The organism is Nocardia brasiliensis (assembly GCF_042691675.1).
GTDB classification, from domain to species: domain Bacteria; phylum Actinomycetota; class Actinomycetes; order Mycobacteriales; family Mycobacteriaceae; genus Nocardia; species Nocardia brasiliensis_D.
This window is the reverse complement of the sequence record NZ_CP170507.1, coordinates 8303966-8320921: the sequence shown is the minus strand read 5'-3', so window position 1 is coordinate 8320921 and position 16956 is coordinate 8303966. Positions and strand designations below refer to the sequence as shown.

Here is a 16956-nt window from a genome sequence, read left to right as displayed (position 1 = left end):
CCCTCTTGCTGGGGCTTGACTCAATATTTACCTGTGATGAACGTCACAGATGGTTTGCCGATCCAGCTGCGTGTTCAGGTGATCACCACCGTAAACGTCGAGGCACCCGGCCTAGTCGGTAAGGACAGGCTTAGTCATCAAGGCGCGTAATGCATCTCGCTTCTCGGTCGCCGGTGGATTACGCTCACGTCGTTCTGTCTGCTGTGCCTGTCTTCACACTGCTCGGGGAGGACCCGGGGCGACCGCCCGGGTTTGATGAAGAGCTCTCGCGTGACGGGGATCGGCTGGTGGACGACCTGATGATGGATTGGAAACTGAATGAACCTCCGCAGAACCACCGCGGGTGCCGCGTTGGTCATCGGCGCGATGACCATCGGTCTTGGGACCGCGCATGCCGAGCCTGTCGCCGCTCCGGCCGACCCCGGCATCAACTACTCCGTCAAGCTGGTGGACAAGACGATCGTCGCGTCGCTCAAGGGGGGAACCTTCTCGGTCGAGGAGAAGGCAGGCGCTACCGCTGAAGATCCGAAGACCAGCATCGCCAACGTCCGCGACGACAAGGGCAACACCCTGGTGTCGTTCCCGCTCGAAGTGGACGTCGACGGCAAGCTCGTTCCGGTCAAGACCGAGGTGAAGAACGACGGCGCCGTTCTCGAGGTCACCCCGCAGAAGCCGGAAGGCCTCGTCGTGTCCGCCACGCCGGTCGCCGCCAAGCCGGTTGTCGCGCAGGACATCGCGTCGCCGATCGAAAACCAGCGCGCGCAGAACGAATTCGCCAGCAACTTCGGTATCGCCACCGCGATCGGTGGCTTCGTCGGCACCGCGATCGGCGCCATCATCGGTTGTGTCATCACCCTCCCGGTCGGCTGCATCCCGGGTCTGCTCACCGGCGCGGGTGTCGGTGGCATCCTCGGCACCATCGCGGTCGGCGGTCCGACCCTGGTCGCTGCGGGCGTGGAGCTGCTGAACACCATCCAGGCTCCGGACGGCACCACCAAGTGGGCGGACAAGCCGCTTCCGGCCAAGTAAGACCCAACACCTGACAACGAGCCCGCCGCTCTTCGGAGCGGCGGGCTCGTCGGCGTTTTATCCGGAGAGATCCAGGGTGCCGCTGAACGACACCTCGCCCTTGCGCCGCCCGAACCGCCCGAACGACCGCTCCGCCATCACGAATGAACCGTCCTCGCGCACCAGCAGCACCGTGCTCGCCCGGGTCCCGTGCACCGCGTCCGCGATGAACCGGGCCGAGAGCACCCGCTCCCTCGGACGCGAAACCCCGGTGTTCGGCAACTCCTCATCCGGTGCCCTGGTGCGATCGCCCAGCACCTCGAAATAGCGCTGCACCGCACCGGGATCGGACTCGACGACGGCTCGTAGCTCGCTCACCCCGCCCCGTACTTTGGGCCAGATGGGCTGTGAGGCGGTCAGATCCGTGTTTCCGGGGGTGAGACCTGCCGAACTGACGAACATGCCGTTGGAGAGCCCGTGGAAGCCGGGAGCGAGTTCCTGCGGCGGCGCGGCACTGCGATTGGAATGCCACCAGAGCGAGTCCAGGTCCGATACCACCAGGTTGTAGCCGTTGTAGTCGTCGGGGGCGGCAGCGACGTCGAGCACGTACTTCTCCGGGCCGGGGAAATCGAGGCCGGGATGCCGATCCGAGGCGCCGCGCAGGAAGTCCATGAGCAGCGCACCACGGGACCGGGCATCGGTGCGTTCATCCTTCGGGTTGCGCACATTGGTCACCGTCGCGAAACGATTGCGCCGCTCGGCATCTCGGCTCAGTCCGAGCCAGGTGCCCGGCGGATCACCCGCGGACTTGTTCTTGGCTCCCTGATCGCGCCCGGCGAGCAGGCCGGGCACCTCCGGCCACCAGCGCATGGACTCGGTCGGCCGGGTATAGAACTCGTCGCGGTTGGCCGCGACGATCAACCGATACTCCGGATGGGCGCGCCAGCCGATCAACACCAAACACATGCAGTCCAGGATGCCGGAACATTGCCGGACGCAGCACCGCATTGGCCGCCCGAGGGGCCGCGCAAGGCCAGTGGAAATGTCCAGAGACAGCGAAAAGGCCGACAGCGCAACGCTGCCGGCCTTGACGACTAGGCGATCACTCCGTGCGAATGCGCAGCCCCGGGTTGTCCGAGAGCACCACGTGCACCGGCTGCGCGAACAGCTGCGGCGCGTTGCCGGTGAGGGCACCGATCAGGTTGGGGATCTCGCAGATCGGGTAGTCGGCCACCGACGAGGCGCTGGAGATGCCGAGGGCCAGCCGACCGGAGACGATCGGGCCGCCGCTGTCGCCGGGCAGCGCGCAGATGTTGGCCGAGAAGGCCTGGGTGAGCTCACGCTCGCCGACCTGCACGGTCTGATCCACCGCGTTGACCACGCCACAGCTGAAGCCGGTCCGCGAACCGGACTTGCAGACCGGCGCGCCGACGACCGGGGTCGCGACGCCTTCGATGCGCACCGAAGCGGCGCCGGGCACGCGCACCTCGTTGTTCGCGAAGCGCTCCCGCGACTGATCGGCGATCCGGACAATGGAGTAGTCCTGCGCGCCGAGGACCGACTTCTGGAACCGGCCGAGCTCGTTGCCGAGCCGGTCGCCGTTCAGCTCGTGCACCCGCGCGGCGTTGTCGTTGCCCGCGGACGGAATGTCCGGATTGCAGTGGCCCGCCGTGATATTCACGATGTTGCCGCTGCGGTCGGTGCCGTTGAAGCCGAGCGAGCAGCGCAGCGAAAGGCGTCCGGCGACCGAGGCATAGCCGTCGCCGCCCGCCAGCACGCCACGCGCGTCACCGGCGATCTCGCTCGCCTGCGGCAGCGTCGCCTGCTCACCGGCCACCGGCGGCGCCATCACGATGACCCTGGCCGGGTCGATGAAGCTCGGCATCGGCAGGCCGGCCTTGTCCACGCGCACCGCGATGCTGTTGTTGACGGTGTCGATCACCGCGCCGCGCACGAGGGCGGAGACCTCCGCGGGCTGTCCCTCCAGCCACCGTTCGAACGCGCTCTTCTCGCCACGCAGCGCGGACTCGCTCTTCGCGACATTGCGGACCTCGAAACCCGCTGACTCCGCGGCCTTCTGCGCCTCGTCGGCACCCGGCCCCTGGGCCAGCGCGACGACCGCCTTGCCGCTGTCGTCGAGCCACGACCCGGCGAAGACCGCCGGGTACTGCCGCTGCGCGGTGGTGGCGAACGCCGCCACCTGCTGGGCCACGTCGGCGCGGCGCAGGTACTCCTCCGGGGAGATCTTCAGATCACGGGCGACCGCGGCAACCAGTTCGGCGGGCAAGTTCGGAGCCGGATCGGGTTGTGCTGTCGCTACCGCCGCGGTGGGTCCACACAGCAAGATCGCCGCCGAGGCGGCGATCACTGTTTTTCGGATCGGGGTCTGTCGCGCAGCTGATCGGAGATGACCTATACGTGGCAGGAGCATGCTCAGACTATATGGGCTTCAGCCCGGTATGCCTACTTGTAAAGAGGGTCTGGTTGGTTTGATAGTCACAAATTCTCGGTATGCCGATCGCCACACTGTGTGCCGCGACTCACCCGACGCTGGGCCGGGTGCGTACCGCGATGCCGCTGCCGAGTCCGCCGCCCGAGGAGGCCTCGATATCGGCCAGGATCGGCCGGATCGGAATGCCGAGACTCGCGGTGCCGCCGTACTGCGCCAACGCGATATTGGCCTCGTTGCAGTCCGGTGCCTCCGCCGCGTTGGAACCGCTGGTGATGCCGAGGGCGAGCGTGCCGGACACGATCGCGCCGCCGCTGTCGCCGCCGAGCGTGCAGGCCGAGCTGGCGAAGCCGCGCACCGTCTTGCTCTCGCCCTCCGCGGTGTACAGCTGGGTCTCCACCCGATCGGCCACCACGAAGCCACAGGTGAAGGTCGAGGACTGACCGGACTTGCAGACCGGGGCGCCGGTGATCGGGTCGGCGGTGCCGGTGATGGCCAACGTGGTGCCGTTGGCGCCGCGCACCGTCGGCTGGTCCATGCCCGCGCGGACCGCGCGCTCGTTCAGCTTGATCACCGAGTAGTCCAGCGCGCTCGGCCCGCCGAGCTTCGCCTGCACGAAGCTGCCCAGCTCCGGGCTGGACGGGATGTCCTTCACGTTGGGGAAGTAGACGCTGGCCTCTTGGCTGACCTTGCCGATATTCGGATCGCAGTGGCCCGCACTGATATTCAGCGCGTTGCCGGCCGCGTCCACACTGTTGAAGCCGAACGAGCAGACGTCGACGCCCTTCAGTTCGGCGTCGTGCAGTGGCATCGGGGCGCTGATGTAGGTGTCGCCGCCCATCGGCCGCCGCTCGATCGCGCCGCCGCTGCCGGGTGAGAGGATGACCTTGATGTTGGCGATCAGGGTCGGCAGGTTCAGCACATGCCCGGCGGGGGTGTTGGCGACACTGAGCACCAGCTGGCTGTTGAGGAAGTCGATGGCGACGGAATTGATCGCCTGGGAGATCTCGCGGGGTAGGGTGCCGATCCACTGATTCAGTTGCATCAGCGACCCTTCCAGGCCGTCCGCGGAGACGGGGGCGAGCCGGGTCTGGTAGCCGTCGGCCGCGGCGATCTTGGCGGCGTCCAGCGAGGTCACCGCGACGGTCGGTTTGCCGTCGGGGCCGATCCAGGCGCCCGCGAAGGAATCCGGGCGTTCCGAGCGGAAATCGCGGGCGTAGTCGCGCAACTGCTGCGCGCGGGCCGCCCGGTCCAGGTATTCCGTCGGGGTCATCTTCAGGTCGCGCGCGATCGCCTGCACCAGTTCCTGCGGCAGGGAGTCGGCGGTCAGCTGCGCGGGTGTCGCCGGGGCCGCCGACGCGGTGGTGGTGCAGAGCAGGGGTGCGAGGAAAACGGTCGAAGCGATAGCGACAGCTTTGACCGCGGCGCGGCGCGCCACCAACTTGCGCATGAAATCCCTTCGTTGGCACGCACGTGCCAGCTCAATCCGCGGCAACGGGCCTGAAATCCGTTGGCTCACAGTCCTCCAGCAACAGACCGGGTGCCTGTAATTCATCCGACAACACCGGTCAGCGGATCACTTTAAGGCACAAACCGGGGAAGGGCTCTACTAATCACCGACTGCCCGGTATCTGCAGGCCGGGGATCGAGGGGATCTCCGGTAGCGGCTGGAAGGGAGACGTGGTCGAGGTCGGCGTGGCCGGTCGGGTGCGCGTGGGTTCGGGAGTGGTTGTCGGCGGCTCGGTGGTGGGTGGTGGCGGGGGTGGCGGTGTCGTCTCCGGCGGTGTGGTCCGGGTGATGATCACCGGCGCCTCGGTGGTTGTCGGCGTCACCGGCACGGTCGGGAAGTTGATCGGCGGTGCGGGCGGCGTCGGGCTCACCGACACCTGCTCGGACTTGGCGTCGCGCATCGGCGGCACCGGCGTCTCGCCGTCGTCGCGGAACAGCACGGCCACCGCGAAGCCGCCGAGGACGAGGCCGATCAGTGCCGCGGCGCCGATCAGCAGGGGGAGCTGATTGCGATTCTTCGCAGGCGGCGTCTTCGGAGCGGGCTGGTCCGGTTCGTCGCCGTCCTGCGGCGGCGGCGCGGGTTCGGACATCGGGATGGCCGCCGAATACGCCTGCGGCTGCGGGTCGGACGCGGACACGGCCGGGATGATGACGGTGTCCACCGTCGAGTTCTCGGCGTGCGTCGGGTCCGGTGGCGTGGTGCCCGCCGGGGTGGAGAGCACCGCGGCCAGCGCCGCGCGGGCGGCGTCATAGGCGAATGTGCTGCCCGGCTCGTCCGCCCCGTTGCTCGGCAGGTCGGCTTCGCTGACCAGCAGCACGGACCGCAGACCCAGATAATCCAGCGCCTCGCGCAATGCCTGCACGTACTCGCGCGGCCAGTCACCCGGGTGCGTCGCGTAGAACTCGGCCGGACCGTTGAGATGGTCGGCGGTCAGGTTGATCAGGCAGAACAGTGCGGTCGCGAACAGGTCCTCGGCCCGATAGGCCTCGCCGTCGTCGACCGAGATACCCGCCGGATCGCCCACCGCGGGCACGAATCCGGTGATCGCATGGGCGTTCTCGTCCGGCGGCGGACCGCCGAGTGTGGCGTCACCGTCGTCGGACATGTACAGCAGCGACTCGCGGACGATGAACAACGGTTCTTCGCCGCCGTCGGTGACGATCGCCGCCGTGCACTCGTCCTCGGCGATGCGTAGGCCCACCCCTGTGGCCATCCTCAGTACCTCGCTTCGGCGTCCCGGCTGACGAATCCGCATTCTGCTCACACCAGCAGGGAGCCGTGTCCCATGGCGCGGAGCATCGACAATAGCTCCGATCGAGACCTGGCACCGATCCGGCGCCGAATACGGGCGACATGATGCTCCACCGTCTTGGCGGAAATGTACAGACGGGCGCCGATCTCACGGTAGGTCAGTCCGAGAAGTACCAGCTCGGCGACCTCTCGTTCGCGTTCGCTGAGGATCGCCGTCGGTTCACCGACCGCCGGATCGGCGGCCGGTTCGGTGCCCTCCCGCGGCGGCGTCGGTGCCTGCGGCAGGACCGGGTCCTGCGGCTTGGCATCGGCGCGGACCGTGCGGGCCAGCTTGAGCAAGGCGGTCGCGGTCGCCGAATCCGCCGCGGCGAGGGCGGCCTCGCTGGCCAGCCTGGCGGCGTCCCAGGTCATGCCGATCTCGCTCAACCCCGCGACGGCCGCTTCGACCGGCGCCGCCGATACCTGGCCGCGCAACACCAGCACCCAGGTGCGGCCCGCGTCGGCCAGCACGGCGGCGTGCCGATCGCCCGCTTCGGCCGCGGCCTTCAAGGCCCTGGCATGGGGCAGCAGCTCTCGCGGGTTCTCGTGCAGGATCGCGGCCTGCACGCCGTACCAGTGAAAGGCATTGGCCCAGGCGGGCGGATCGGCCAACCGGCGAAGCAGTGCCAGCGCCGCGTCGACCAACGGCGCGATGCGTCGCTCGTCGCGCAACCGGATACCAGCCAGCCACAGTTCGCCGATCGGGAGCAGTGCGAGCAGGTCGGCCTCCACGTCGTCGAACAGCGGGTAGGCCGCCTGCCAGGCGCGCGAGAGCGCGGCGTGATCGCCGGTGCGCCGGGCCAGGCCTACCGCGACACCGTGGGCGAGCAGGCGGTCGCGGACATCGAGTGCACTGTGATCGAGTGCCGCGACCGTGGCCGCGGCGGACCGCTCGTCGCCGCCGAGCATCGCCGACCAGGCCGCGAGCACCTGGAGCTGATGGCAGCGCAGGCCGCTGGCCGTGGCGCGGCGCAGTGCGTCGCCCGCACGGCGCGGCTCGCCGGTGCCGAGGCAGAGCAGCGTCGCGATGGACACCGCCGTGCAGGGCAGGAAGCGGTCGACGCCGGAGTCGGCGTGTGCGGCTTGGACGAGCGCGGACACCGCCGCGGCCGTGCCGTTGACGGAAAGCGTTGGTGCGGCAGGTGTTCCGTGATCGCCGTGGTGGAGCGAACCGGCGAGTGCGGTGGCGATCAGCCTGGCATGGGCGTTCGCCTCGGTCGGCGGCCACTGCGTCGCCGAGCCGGACATCGCGGCGGCACCCGACACGTCACCGGCGAGCGAGAGGACGGTGGCACCGATGGCCCAATCCGCGCCGACACGGTGCGCGCCGAGCCACGAATACAGTTGGGCCGCACGGCCGACCAGGCCGCGACGGGTCAGCGCCGCGGCACAGATCCGCACCGCGTCGGCGAGTTCCGCGCTGGAGACACCCGAACGGGCCAGTACCGGCTCGGCCAGTCGCATGGCCGTTTCGCCGTCGCCGTTGCGGCCCGCCGCCTCGGCCCAGCGCAGCGCGATGCGGTCGGGATCGGCGCCGGTCGCCGCGGCGGCCGCGTAGTAGCGCACCGCCTCGCGACCCGCCTTTTCCGCTGCGGCGGCGAGGAATTCGGCCAGGCGCTGGTCGCGCACGCCGGATTCGGCGAGCAGCAGGGCGGTGTGGTCGCGCAGCAGGCCCGCGTCCAGCCGGGTGCCGAGCAGCTTGCGCTGGACCGCGACGAAGCGGCGGTCGCCCAGCAGCGTGCGCAGCGGGCCGACGGCCGGGGTGAGCAGCAGATCGGCATCGGTGACCAGCGCGCTGGCCCTGGCGCGATCGATGAGGTGCTGTGCGGCAACGGGTTCCACGCCGAGCACCTCGGTCAGCTCGCTGGCATCCAGGCCCGCGCCGGTGGTGGCCACGACGAGGGTTTCCAGCAGATCGGGCTCGAGGTTGTCCAGTAGCGAGCGAGCCCAGGCGGCGACGGCCGCGTCGACCGCGCCGATGCCCGCGTCGAGCCGGGCCGAGCAGGCGGCGGTCAGCGCGGCGACCACGCCGCCGCGGATACCGTCGGTCTGCCGGTGGATGTGCTGGGCCACCTGGCGCGGCACCATCATGCCGAGTTCCCTGGCGAACGGGGCGATGTCGGCCACCCCGAGGGCGCGCAGGTCGACCACCCGGCCGCGGCGGGCGACGGTGTCGGCCAGCGTCCGCAACCGGAGGTCGTGCGGGCGCGGCTGGGCCGCGACCACTACTGTGCGCTGTCCGGATTCGACTGCGGTGCGGAGATATTCGAGATCCAGCGAGCCCAGCGTGTGGGCGTTGTCGACGATCAGGGCCGGACGGAGCTCGGCGGTCCGGGTGGTCGCGGGGGTGGTGCGGGTGCCGAGACCATGGGGAGAGCCGACGGCCGGGCCCGCGCCGTTGGTGGTGTGCGGGGCCGCGACCGCCGTGGCGTCCTGCAGCGGGATGCCGCGCGCACGCAGGCGGGCACGAATCTCGTTGAGCAGGGTCGATTTACCGGTCTGTGAGCGGCCGCGAATGAGATAGACAACCGGCTCTCGGTCGGCCGATTCCAGTTCCCGGAGAATCTCCCGTGCCGACGGCAGGGTGTCGAACGCGATGTCAGCCACCGTTTCCTCCGAGGATCTGGCCGGGCGCGCGCAGCACGGTGCCGACGCTGTTGCCGACGGAGTCGACCGTGTCGTTCAGGACGCCGGTCGGCAGGCTCGGTGCGTTCGGCGGCGCCGGGGGCGCGGGTTGGTTGCCAGGTGTGGGCGCCGGTGCCGGAGCGGGCTGCGGGTGCGGTGCCGGTTGCGGCGCACCGGGTTCCGCGGGCGGCACGGCGGGCTGACCGGGAGCGGGTTCGCTGTGCACCACGGCCACCGTCGTCGCGGCAGGTGAACCTGGCTGCGCGGCATCAGGTTTCGGGTGACCGGCGGTGGTGGGAGACGAGTTGGTCGCGGCGACCGGCGCGTTCGGATCGCCGGTTTGTCCGCCGGTGGTCGCGGCGATTTCCGCGGCACCTGCCGGGGGAGAGTGCTCGGCCGGGGCCGGGTTCGGGCTGAATTGGGCGCCCGTGCCGATCGCGACGGTGCCGGTCGCCAGTATCCCCAGGACGACCACGGCGCCCGCGACGATGGCGGCGCGCCGCCTGCCGCTCAGCCGGGGCTTGTCGGTTACGTCGAGCTCGGGCAGGGACGAGAGTGCCACCGAGGGAAGCTCTTTGGTCTTCGGCGCGGACGCCGCGAGCGGTGCGGCGGGCAGAGGTTCCGCGGTGTCGGACGCCAGCTCCGCGGCTAGCGCGGCGGCACCGCGGGCGCTGGTGTGCGCCGGTTCGGGGGCCGCGACCACCGGGAGGCCGAACTCGGTGGAAATCAATTCGGCGACCAACGGGATCGCCCCGCCGCCACCGGTGAGCAGCACCCGACTGATATCGCCGATGTCGAGCCCGGCTCGATGCACCACGTCCCGGATCAGGTCGATCGAGGTCAGCAGCGGTGCACGGAGCAGGTCCTCCAGGTCGCCGCGGACCAATCGGACGTTGCTGCTCTGTGTGTCCGCCGGATTCAACCGCGCTCGCACGACCGTCGCGGTATTTATGGAGAGCTCTTCTTTGGCTGTTCTGCAGCGTTCGCGCAATGCCGATAATTCCCGCTCGACTACCGGGTCGAACGGGTCGAAATCATTTGCGGGCGCGGCGTTTGCCAGAACATAGCGCATGGTCAGTAGATCGAATTCGGCACCGGCGACGTCCGTGGTACGCAACGGTGTGCCGAGCAGGCTCGCCTGATCGCCGGTGCGGACCACCGAGACGGTCAGGCCGGTGGCCCCGAGGTCGTACACGAGTACCGCGCCGTCGCCGAGCGGGCCGTGCGCCGACTCGAGCCAGCGGACGGCGGCGGTCGGCTCGGGTACCAGAGTCACCTCGTGCAGACCCTCTCGATCGAGGGCGGCGCGCTGGATGTCGACGGTGTGCCGAGTCCACCACGCCGGGTGGCAGGCGACTGTCGAGCCGGACGCGCGTGCGTCCGTGCTGATCTCGTCCATCAGGCAGGCGATGGCGGCGGCGACGAGGTCGGCGGCGGAATGCGCCGTGCCGTCCTCGGCCAGCATGTCCACCGGATCGCCGACCCTGGCGAGAAAACCCTCGAGCAGCACGTCGCGGGAATGCCGTCCGGTGGCTCGCACGTCGGTGCCGAAGGTGGGCGGGGTGTCGGCGGCCAACTGCAGCACGCTGGGATGGGTGACCACGCGGTCGCTGTCATCTCCCACTGCCGCCACGGCGACCGAATTCGACGCTCCGACAGTGATGCCGAGCGCCAGACGCTGTGTCATTCGTGAACCCCGTTCGAAAAACTCTGTGGCCCGATGTCGCTGTGTAGTCCGATGTGCGAAAGGCAGTGCGGGCACGCCGACGCAACAGTTGTTTCGGTTGCTGGCCGTCCGCCGTTACCGGCGCGGGGGAAGTTCCGGGGAAATTCCCCTAATGCCGCGCTTGCCCCTAAGGGCAGCCGGGGGTGAGTCATAGGGGTCGGCCCCGTTACGCGTAACGAGCGGCACCCCTAGCGTGAAATTCATTCCAACGACTGCGGATCGCGGAGGTCCGCCGGCTCTCAGGAGATTTTCTGATGACACCCAACGCGATTCTCGAGTTCATCCTCAACTTGCTGCGCGACCACGAGGCGGCGGTCGGCTACTGCGCCAACCCGACGCAGGCGCTGGTGGCGGCGGGTTTGCCCGCGGTCAGCCCGGAGGATATCGCCGCCGTCGCCCCGATGGTCGCGGAGTCGGCGCTGGTCGCGGGCGGCTCCCAGCTGTCGGCGATTGTCGCCGCAGGCGCCCAGACCGGGGCTGCCGCCGTGCTCGGCGCCGCGGGCACGGTGGGTGCCGCCGCGGCGGCGAATGCCGGGCTGAATGTCGGCGCCGACCTCGGCATCGACCTCGGCGCCCAGGTCGGCACGGGCATCGACCTCGACGCGGGCATCGACACCGTGATCGACACCGGCTTGCAGGTCGGTGCCGACCTCGGCGCGGGACTGTCCGCGGGACTCGAGACGGTCGCCGGTGTCGGCGCGGATTTGTCCGCCGCGATCGGCGGAGCCATCGGTGCGGGCGGGCAGGTGGTGACCGACCTCGGTGCGGGCCTGCAAGGTGCGGTGGATGCCGGACTGCAGGCGGGAACGGGGCTCGAAACGAGTTTGTCCGCGGGTATCGGGGGTGCGCTCGGCGCGGTCGGGCAAGCCGCCACCGGACTCGATGCCGCTCTCGGCGCGGGCGGCCAGGTCGGCGCGGATCTGTCCGCCGGGCTGCAAGGCGCGGTGAACGCCGCGACAGGTTTGACGACCGGACTCGATGCGGCGGTCGGGGCGAGTGCCGATCTCGGTGCCGGAGTGACCACCGGCCTGCACGGTGCGGTGGATGCCGGTGCGCAGGCGGCAGCGGGTTTGGCCACCGGACTCGGTACCACTCTCGACGCGGGTGCCGATCTCGGCGCCGGGGTGACTACTGGTCTGCAAGGTGCGGTGGATGCCGGGACGCAGGTGGCCGGTGGGCTGTCCACCGGGCTCGGTGCGGCGGTGGACGCGGGTGCCGATCTCGGCGGCGGTGTTTCGACGGCTGTGGATGGTGCGGTGAACGCCGGAGCGCAGGTGGGGTCGGGTCTGGAGACCGGGCTGTCCGGCGGCGCCGGTGCTGTTCTCGGTGCGGGTGCCGAGTTCGGTACCGAGTTGGGGACAACTGTGGATAGTTCGATAAACGCTGGGGCCCAAGCAGGTTCGGGCTTGACGGCCGGTTTGTCCACAAATCTCGATGGTGTCCTCGATGCCGGTGCTCAGGCCGGAGGCGCGCTCGGCGGGTTCTCCGCCGGACTAGAGGGTGCGGCGGGTGCCGGTGCGCAGTTGGGGACAGGTCTGGAGACCGGTCTCGGCGGCGGCGTTGATCTGGGCGGGCAGGCGGGCACCGGTCTCGAAACCGGATTGTCGACCGCGATCGGTTCGGCTGCGGACCTCGGTGGAAGTTTGTCCACAGGTGTCGGTGGCGCGGTGGATGCCGGTGCCGGTCTCGGTGGTTCGCTCGGTGGTGCGACCCAGGGAGCTGTGGATGCGGGTGCGGACTTCGGTGGTTCGCTCGGCGGTACAACTCATGGCACTGTGGATTCCGCTGCGGGACTGGGTGGTTCATTCGGTGGCACGGCCGGGGGTGCTGTGGATGCCGGTGCGGGCTTCGGTGGTTCGCTCAGTGGCGCTACCCAGGGGGCTGTGGATACCGGCGCGTCCCTCGGTGGTTCGGTCGGCGGCAGCACGCAAGGTGTTGTGGATACCGGTGCCGGGCTGGGTGGTGTCGGATCGACCGCGAACACCTGGTCGTCGGTGGATGTTTCGAGTGCGTTCGGGTCGGGGTTGGACAGCACCGTCGGTGCGCACGGCGACACGGGGTTGTTCGGCGATACGCATGCGGACGCGGATCTGACCGGCAGCGCCGGTGCGGACCTCAGCGGCGACGCCATGCTGCACTGACCGACACACTGACCTAATTGAAAAACGTCCTGCTCCCACTGAAAGAGGTCGACGCCGCGATGGGGACGCCCGCACCGCCCGCCACGCCACCGGCGATACCGCTGCTGTCGGTACTCGGCGAAACCATTGCGGCGGCCAAGGCCGCCGGTCGCAACGATCTGGTCGGCCGCCTGGAAGTCGCGGCCGATCGCGTCCGGGACCCGCGCCGCCGCATTGTCGTTGCGGGGCAGCTGGACCAGGGTAAGAGCCGCTTCGTCAACGCGTTGCTCAACCTGGAGATCTGCCCGGTGGGTGACGACGTGACCACCACGATCACCACCCTGCTCGCGCACGGCTCCGAACCGAAAGCGGAGTTGGTGCTGACCGGCCCCAACGGCGACTCCGGCGGCCCGGAAACCCGAGTTCCGGTGCCTATCAACGAGATCGGGACCATCACCGCGCGCTCGCCGCTGGCGCAGGGACGACGAGTGCTGCGGTTGGAAATCCAGGTGCCCAATCCCTTGCTCGCCGACGGCATCGTGCTGATCGATACACCGGGTGTAGGCGGACACGGAAGTTCATATGCGGCAAGCGTGCTGAGCATGGTGCCGACGGCCGACGCGGTGCTGGTGCTCTCCGACGCATCCACCGAACTCACCGAACCGGAACTCGCGTTCCTGCGCCAGGTGCACGAACTGTGCCCCGCCGCGGCGCTTTTGGTGACCAAGACCGACCTGTACCCCCATTGGCGGCAGGTATATGAGGCTGACCGGCAGCATCTGGCGAAAGCGGGGCTGGCGGTGCCGATGATCGGGGTGTCGTCGCTACTGCGCAGCCACGCGTTGCGATTGCAGGACCAGCAACTGGGCCTCGAGTCCGGCTTCGGCCCGCTCTACCAGTTCCTTCGGGACCAGGTGGTGGCCCGTGACCAGGTCGCTACCCGCGGCGCGGTCGCCCGCGAACTCCGTTCCGCCGCCGAGCATTTGGCGCTGGCGCTGGGCAGTGAGCTGGTCGCGGTGCGCGATCCGGCGCGCGGTGCCGCGGCGGTCCGGGAACTGCAAGCGGCGCGGACATCGGCCGAGGAACTGCACCGCCGCACCGCGGCGTGGCAGCAGACGCTCGCCGACGGCATCACCGACCTGGCCGGCGACGTCGACCACGATCTGCGAGATCGGTTGCGCGGCATCACCAGAACCACCGAGGAGTGGATCGACGAACACGACCCCGGCAGGCATTGGGACCGCATTGCCGAATACCTCACCGGCACCATCGATACGGCGATCGGTGACAACCTGTTGTGGACCCACTCGCGCGCCCGTCAACTCGCGGAACGGGTCGCCGAGCATTTCACCGAGGTCGGCTCCGCCGATCTGCCGGACGTCCGGCCGGACTCGGCGGACGGCAGTCATGTCGGCGCGGGCACCCTCGCCGACCTCGAGCCCGATATCGGCTTCGGCAGCAAACTGCTGGTCGGCATGCGCGGATCCTACGGCGGCGTGCTGATGGTCGGGCTGGCCAGCACGTTCGCCGGGCTCGCGCTGCTCAACCCGATCTCCCTCGGTGCCGGACTAGTGGTGGGTGGCAAGGCGTTCCGCGACGACAAGCAGGCCCGGCTGGCCCGGCGCCGCAACGAGGCGAAGGCCGCCGTCCGCCGCTTCGTCGACGACGTGGCGTTCCAGACGGGCAAGGAATCCAAGGACCGGTTGCATCGCATCCACCGGGCGCTGCGCGACCACTACGCGGGGGTGGCCGAACGCAGCCTGCGGTCGATCGACGATTCGCTGCGGGCCGCGCAGGAGGCGGCGACGATGGCCAATGCCCGCCGGGCCGAGCGCGGCGCCGTCCTCGAACGGCAGCTGCACGTGGTCGCTGAGCTGGGCCGATACGCCGACGCCATGCAGGCCGCGCTGCCGAGCGTGCCCGTCGGTACGGTTGCCCGGTGAGGAGAGAGGTCGGCGCGGCGCCGGGGATAGTTGCCGAGGCACATCGGCTGGTCGGTGCGGCGCGCGCGGCGCTGGCCGGCGAGCCGAGGCCGCGGGCACTGCTGGCCGATTGCGCCCGCAGGTTGGATCAACCGCTGCGCGTCGCGCTGGCCGGATCGTTGAAGGCCGGTAAGTCCACGCTGCTGAATTCCCTTGTCGGACAAGATATCGCGCCGACGGATGCGACCGAGTGCACCAGGGTGGTCACTTGGTACCGCTACGGTTCCACGCCCAGCGTGACGGCGCACGCGGGCGACGGTGCTCGGGCGAATGTAGTGGTGCGCCGGGGCAGTGGCACGCACGGCCTGACTTTCGACCTGGACGGGCTGAACTGGAACGCGCCCGCACCGCGCGAGGTCGATCACCTCGAGGTGGAATGGCCCGCGGCGGCCCTGGCGCACACGACGATCATCGACACTCCTGGCACGTCCTCGCTGTCGCGTGAGGTGTCGCGGCGCACTGCCCGCCTGCTCACGCCGGGTGCGGATCTGGAGCAAGCCGAGCAGAGCATCGCGGTTCCGGGCGCCGACGCAGTCGTGTACTTGTTGCGCCGGTTGGACGCGGCCGACGTCCGGTTCCTCGAGCGGGTAGGCGCCGGAACCAGTGCCGCACCGGGACTTTCCGGCCTGCCGGGCCCGCTCGGCGTCGTCGGCGTGGTCTCCAGGGCGGACGAAATCGGCGCGGGACGGATCGACGCCTTGCATTCGGCGCGTGAGGTCGCGACCCGCTTCGCCGGTGAACTGGAACGAACGGGCCTGTGCCAGGCGGTGATTCCGGTGGCGGGACTGCTCGCGTTCGCCGCGGCCACGCTGCGTCAGCAGGAGTACGCCGCGTTCGAGGCGCTGGCCGGGGTTCCGGTCGACGAGCTGAGCACGGCACTGCTCTCCGCGGATCGCTTCGCGCGCCCCGATGTCGCGTTGCCGGTGGCGCCGGAGGTCAGGGCCCAGCTCGCGGAACGCTTCGGCCTGTTCGGCATCCGGATGGCGGTCACCCTGATTCGGCTCGGCGTGCGCGACTCCGCCACGCTGGCCGCGGAATTGACCGCCCGCAGCGGCGTCGACGAGCTGCGTTCGGTGCTCGATGTCCAATTCGGCCAGCGCGCCGACCAACTCAAGGCGCATTCGGCCCTCACCGCGCTCGCGCGGGTGCTGACCGCCTACCCGGGTAGCGCGGCCGATGCCTTGCTGCCTCGCGTGCGCACCCTCCTCGCCGATGTGCACGGTTTCGCCGAGCTTCGCTTGCTAGGCCGTCTCCGCACCGACGAATTGGCTTTGCCGCCAGCGGATCTCGCCGAACTGCACCGCCTCATCGGCGGCTCCGGTATCGCGCCGCACCTGCGTCTCGGCCTTCCGGTCGATGCCGCACCCGCGGTCCAGCGCGACCGAGCCGTCGCGGCGGTCCGCAAATGGCGGGCGCGGGCGCGCCACCCGCTCGCCGACCAATTCACCAGCACCGCCTGCCTCACCGCCGCCCGCAGCGCGGAAGGCACCCTCGGCCTGTTGCCCGAGTAGGTCCCTAGTGGCTTACCCGGTGTGAAGCCGGTGCTGTCGGGTACGCGACCGGTACCCGAACGAGGAGGCCGCGATGAGTCAACAGAAAGTAGTGAACGCGCTGCTGGACCGGGCCGGGACGGGGTACGCCGCTGAGGCGGGTATTCAGCTGGCCGACAAGCCCGCGCCATTGTTCCAACTGCTCATGCTCGCCGAGCTGCTGAGCACCAGAATCTCCGCCGACATCGCGGTGGCCGCGACCCGCGAGTTGGTCGCGAGCGGCTATCGCACCCCGCAGCGGGTCGCCGACGCCGACTGGCAGGAACTCGTCGACGCGCTCGGTCGCGCCCACTACCGCCGCTACGACGAGAGCGCCGCCACCCGTCTCGGCGCCAATGCCTCGCAGGTCCTCGACCAGTACGACGGCGACTTGCGCAACCTCGCCGAAGAGGCCGAGCACGACCCCCAACGCGCAGCCCAACTCCTACAGCAGTTCCAGGGCATCGGCCCCACCGGCAGCGACATCTACCTGCGCGAAGTCCAAGACATCTGGCCATGGGCCCGCCCGCATTTCGACGAACGCGCCCTGCGCGGCGCCAACCGCGTCAAGCTCCCCGCCACCCCGGACAAGCTCGCCGCCCTCGCCCCGAAAGACCACACCGCCGACCTGGCCGCCGCCCTGGTCCGAATCACCCTGGACGACAAGCTCGCCGAAGAAGTCCTCGACGCCGCCCACTGACCCGGATCGGCGCTGTC

The 16956-nt window shown here is 69.8% G+C and carries 11 protein-coding genes; 5 read left to right on the top strand and 6 right to left on the bottom strand.

The window, feature by feature from the left end; all coding sequences use genetic code 11:
* Positions 1-318 precede the first annotated feature (318 nt).
* Positions 319-1029: a hypothetical protein gene (locus tag ACFK0J_RS38360; protein WP_378734578.1), complete on the top strand. Its 711-nt coding sequence runs from the start codon at positions 319-321 to the stop codon at positions 1027-1029.
* 57 nt (positions 1030-1086) lie between these two features.
* On the opposite strand, the gene ACFK0J_RS38355 is transcribed toward ACFK0J_RS38360, so the two are convergent.
* The 6 genes from ACFK0J_RS38355 to ACFK0J_RS38330 all read right to left on the bottom strand — a co-directional run bounded on the left by ACFK0J_RS38355 (position 1087) and on the right by ACFK0J_RS38330 (position 10569).
* On the bottom strand, positions 1087-1974 hold the full coding sequence (locus ACFK0J_RS38355; RefSeq protein ID WP_378734577.1) for an NRDE family protein: 888 nt from the start codon (positions 1972-1974) through the stop codon (positions 1087-1089).
* Between the two features lie 136 nt (positions 1975-2110).
* Complete coding sequence (locus ACFK0J_RS38350; protein ID WP_378734575.1) at positions 2111-3439, bottom strand: S1 family peptidase; 1329 nt, start codon at positions 3437-3439, stop codon at positions 2111-2113.
* Positions 3440-3548: 109 nt separating this feature from the next.
* On the bottom strand, positions 3549-4907 hold the full coding sequence (locus tag ACFK0J_RS38345; RefSeq protein WP_378734573.1) for a S1 family peptidase: 1359 nt from the start codon (positions 4905-4907) through the stop codon (positions 3549-3551).
* 163 nt (positions 4908-5070) lie between these two features.
* On the bottom strand, positions 5071-6180 hold the full coding sequence (locus ACFK0J_RS38340; RefSeq protein WP_378734571.1) for a hypothetical protein: 1110 nt from the start codon (positions 6178-6180) through the stop codon (positions 5071-5073).
* A 47-nt stretch (positions 6181-6227) separates the two neighbouring features.
* Positions 6228-8864, bottom strand: a complete 2637-nt coding sequence (locus tag ACFK0J_RS38335) for a LuxR C-terminal-related transcriptional regulator (protein WP_378734569.1) — start codon at positions 8862-8864, stop codon at positions 6228-6230.
* Positions 8857-10569 (bottom strand): Hsp70 family protein, encoded by a 1713-nt coding sequence (locus tag ACFK0J_RS38330; RefSeq protein ID WP_378734567.1) that lies wholly within the window; start codon positions 10567-10569, stop codon positions 8857-8859. The genes ACFK0J_RS38335 and ACFK0J_RS38330 overlap by 8 nt, the downstream gene beginning before the upstream one ends.
* A gap of 293 nt (positions 10570-10862) precedes the next feature.
* Here ACFK0J_RS38330 and ACFK0J_RS38325 point away from each other — a divergent pair, with 293 nt between their 5' ends.
* The 4 genes from ACFK0J_RS38325 to ACFK0J_RS38310 all read left to right on the top strand — a co-directional run bounded on the left by ACFK0J_RS38325 (position 10863) and on the right by ACFK0J_RS38310 (position 16939).
* Positions 10863-12749: an IniB N-terminal domain-containing protein gene (locus tag ACFK0J_RS38325; protein ID WP_378734565.1), complete on the top strand. Its 1887-nt coding sequence runs from the start codon at positions 10863-10865 to the stop codon at positions 12747-12749.
* A 59-nt stretch (positions 12750-12808) separates the two neighbouring features.
* A complete protein-coding gene (locus ACFK0J_RS38320) occupies positions 12809-14671 on the top strand; it encodes a dynamin family protein (RefSeq protein ID WP_378743314.1) in 1863 nt (620 codons plus the stop codon).
* The gene (locus ACFK0J_RS38315) at positions 14668-16221 is read left to right on the top strand and encodes a dynamin family protein (protein WP_378734563.1); all 1554 of its coding nucleotides are present in this window, start codon (positions 14668-14670) and stop codon (positions 16219-16221) included. The genes ACFK0J_RS38320 and ACFK0J_RS38315 overlap by 4 nt, the downstream gene beginning before the upstream one ends.
* Positions 16222-16294: 73 nt before the next feature.
* Complete coding sequence (locus ACFK0J_RS38310) at positions 16295-16939, top strand: endonuclease (RefSeq protein ID WP_378734561.1); 645 nt, start codon at positions 16295-16297, stop codon at positions 16937-16939.
* Positions 16940-16956 lie beyond the last annotated feature (17 nt).

What these genes read in the sequence shown, in the direction of transcription:
- ACFK0J_RS38310 (WP_378734561.1), top strand. Translation starts at nt 16,295, where the DNA reads ATGAGTCAACAGAAAGTAGTGAACGCGCTGCTGGACCGGGCCGGGACG.
- ACFK0J_RS38345 (WP_378734573.1), bottom strand. Translation starts at nt 4,907, where the DNA reads ATGCGCAAGTTGGTGGCGCGCCGCGCCGCGGTCAAAGCTGTCGCTATC.
- ACFK0J_RS38355 (WP_378734577.1), bottom strand. Translation starts at nt 1,974, where the DNA reads ATGTGTTTGGTGTTGATCGGCTGGCGCGCCCATCCGGAGTATCGGTTG.
- ACFK0J_RS38340 (WP_378734571.1), bottom strand. Translation starts at nt 6,180, where the DNA reads ATGGCCACAGGGGTGGGCCTACGCATCGCCGAGGACGAGTGCACGGCG.
- ACFK0J_RS38325 (WP_378734565.1), top strand. Translation starts at nt 10,863, where the DNA reads ATGACACCCAACGCGATTCTCGAGTTCATCCTCAACTTGCTGCGCGAC.
- ACFK0J_RS38320 (WP_378743314.1), top strand. Translation starts at nt 12,809, where the DNA reads ATGGGGACGCCCGCACCGCCCGCCACGCCACCGGCGATACCGCTGCTG.
- ACFK0J_RS38330 (WP_378734567.1), bottom strand. Translation starts at nt 10,569, where the DNA reads ATGACACAGCGTCTGGCGCTCGGCATCACTGTCGGAGCGTCGAATTCG.
- ACFK0J_RS38350 (WP_378734575.1), bottom strand. Translation starts at nt 3,439, where the DNA reads ATGCTCCTGCCACGTATAGGTCATCTCCGATCAGCTGCGCGACAGACC.
- ACFK0J_RS38360 (WP_378734578.1), top strand. Translation starts at nt 319, where the DNA reads ATGAACCTCCGCAGAACCACCGCGGGTGCCGCGTTGGTCATCGGCGCG.